1 protein-coding gene is annotated in these 2,258 nt (G+C 74.0%); it reads right to left on the bottom strand.

Annotated features, from left to right (window positions below; genetic code table 11):
* The coding region (locus AE652_RS39885; RefSeq protein WP_049660570.1) for a DUF6049 family protein at positions 1-2,258 on the bottom strand (2,258 nt) is incomplete at both ends.

Here is a 2,258-nt window from a genome sequence, read left to right as displayed (position 1 = left end):
GCCGCCCGCGGCCGGGGCGTCCCCGAGCGGGGCGTCGCCGACCGGCTGGTCGCCGTCCTCGTGCGGCTGCCCGCCGAGGCGCTTGCGCTGGCGCACGAAGCGCAGCGCGGCCAGCAGCAGCAGGACGCCGGCGCCCGCGAAGACGTACAGCACGCCGTTGGTCACCGAGGTGACCTCCACCGTGAACTTCTGCGCCTCGCCGTACGGCCGGGAGTCGGGGCCGGTGGTCCACAGCTGGGCGGTCATCGCGACCGGCCCGTTGTTGTGCGCCTCGGCGTTGAAGCGCAGCGTCACGCTCTGCGAGGCCGGGAGGACCAGCTCCTCCTCCTTGCTCACCCGCAGCCTGTTCGGCTGGGCCGAGGTGAGCACCAGCTTCAGGTTGGTGACCGTCTGGGTCAGGTCGTTGCGGACGCTGACCTGGAGCAGGCCGGACTCGCCGGCCAGGGTGACCACGTTCTTCCTCGGCACCTGGACGGCCTTGGTCAGCTCCTTCAGGTACCCCGTGACGCCGGCCCGGTAGGTGCTCCCGGCCGGCGGCTGGCTGCGCCACTCGGTGGACAGCGAGCGGACCATCGCGGCGCTGAACGGGCCGCGCACCCGCTGCGGCAGGGTGAGCACCCGCATCAGGGTGTCCAGGTCGTGCTGGATGTCGTCGGTGCGGCTCAGGTCGGCCGCCGGCAGCTCCGAGGCGCGGATCTGGGTCGGGTAGTCGGTGGGCGCCGGGACGGCGGTGTTGGCCTTCGGGTCGGCCGCGGACTGGGCCACCGCGTCCAGCTTGACCGAGGAGATCCACTTGCCGTCCGCCGTCTGGAGGGCGTTCGCCAGCGCCTTGGCGCCGGCGGTGCTCAGCTCGCGGGGCGGCAGGACGAGCAGTCCGCGCTGGTTCTGCGGCTGCTCGTGGGTGATCGCGAAGGTCTCGGCGAGGAAGCGCTGGGTGGCGTCGGTCTGCGCCTGCGGGCTGCTCAGGTCCTTGTCGAAGAGCGCGGAGACGGTCTCGTCGGCCACCACGGCGCTCTGCCCGCTGCCGATCGGGCGGACCGCGGTCGGGGTGTAGGTGAGCGAGTCCGGCTCCGGCATGCTCGCGCCGTCGACCAGCACCAGCCCGTTGCCGGACTGCTGGGCGAGGGCGGCGATCTGCTGGTCGAGGTAGCCCCGGTACGGCCAGGCGACGTCCGAGCGGGTGTCCACGGAGAGCCGGCCCTCGACGGTCAGCCGGCCGGCGGTGGACGCCTTGCTCAGCGCGGTGGTCATCCCGGCCAGGTCGGAGCCGTTGTGGGCGATCGAGGCGAGGTCCGGGTCGGCGTACGGCAGCGAGACCACCTGGCTGCCCGGCTTGGCGACGGCGGCCCGCAGCTTGTCCAGCCAGGCGACGGCGGCGGCCGAGGCGGGCACCTGGACGGTGTTGTCGTCCTTGGCGGACTTGCCCGCGGCCTCGGTGCCCGGCTTCTGCACCCGGTAGGGCTTGGTCATCGCGAGCGCGGCGTCCAGCAGGTCCGGGTCGATCACCCAGGTCAGGCCGTTCAGCTTCGCGCCGGTGTCGACCAGCTCGTACAGCCGGCCGCCCGGGGCGAACTCGCCGGCCAGGCTGTCGTCGCGCAGCACCGGGGTCGGCTGGTCGCTGTTGTCGGCGGTGGTCTGGGCGGCCAGCACCGGCGCGTGCACCAGCGGCCAGATCGTGGCGACCTTCGTCGGCTGCGCCTCGGCGCCGCCCGGGTTGTACGGCAGGAAGGTCCGGGCGATGCCCAGGGCGCGGTCGCGCGGGTTGTCGCCGGTCCCGCCCCAGGCGTCCACCGCGAGCTCGTACGCGCCGCTCGCGGAGAAGCCGAGGTCGCTCACCGCGACGCTCAGGGTGTACGGCTGGCTCTGCCCCGGGTTCAGCTCCGGCAGGGCGTACTGCGGGCTGTCCAGCTCCACGCCGTCCTTGCTGTCCGGCGTGGAGCGGTCGGCCACGTTGGCCAGGTCGCTGCGCCGGTCCAGCGGTTTGCCGGAGTACGGCTTGCGGACGGCCGCGTGGGCGCCCTTGATCGCCGACTTGCCGGCGTTGGTGACCTGGCCGGTGATCGTCACGATCCCGCCCGGGGCGGCCACCTGCGGGTTCAGCGTGTCGATGGTCATCACCACCGGGTACTCGGCCGTGGCGGTGGAGTCGCCGGCCGGCCGGACGTTGCCGCCGGCGGGCAGCGCACCGGCCGGGGAGGCCGTGAAGAGGGTCAGGGCGGCCGCGCAGGCGGCGGCCAGGCGCTGGCCCGCACGGCGCG

The sequence above is a fragment of the Kitasatospora sp. MY 5-36 genome (assembly GCF_001182915.1).
GTDB lineage: Bacteria > Actinomycetota > Actinomycetes > Streptomycetales > Streptomycetaceae > Kitasatospora.
This window is presented reverse-complemented; position numbering and strand designations above follow the sequence as displayed.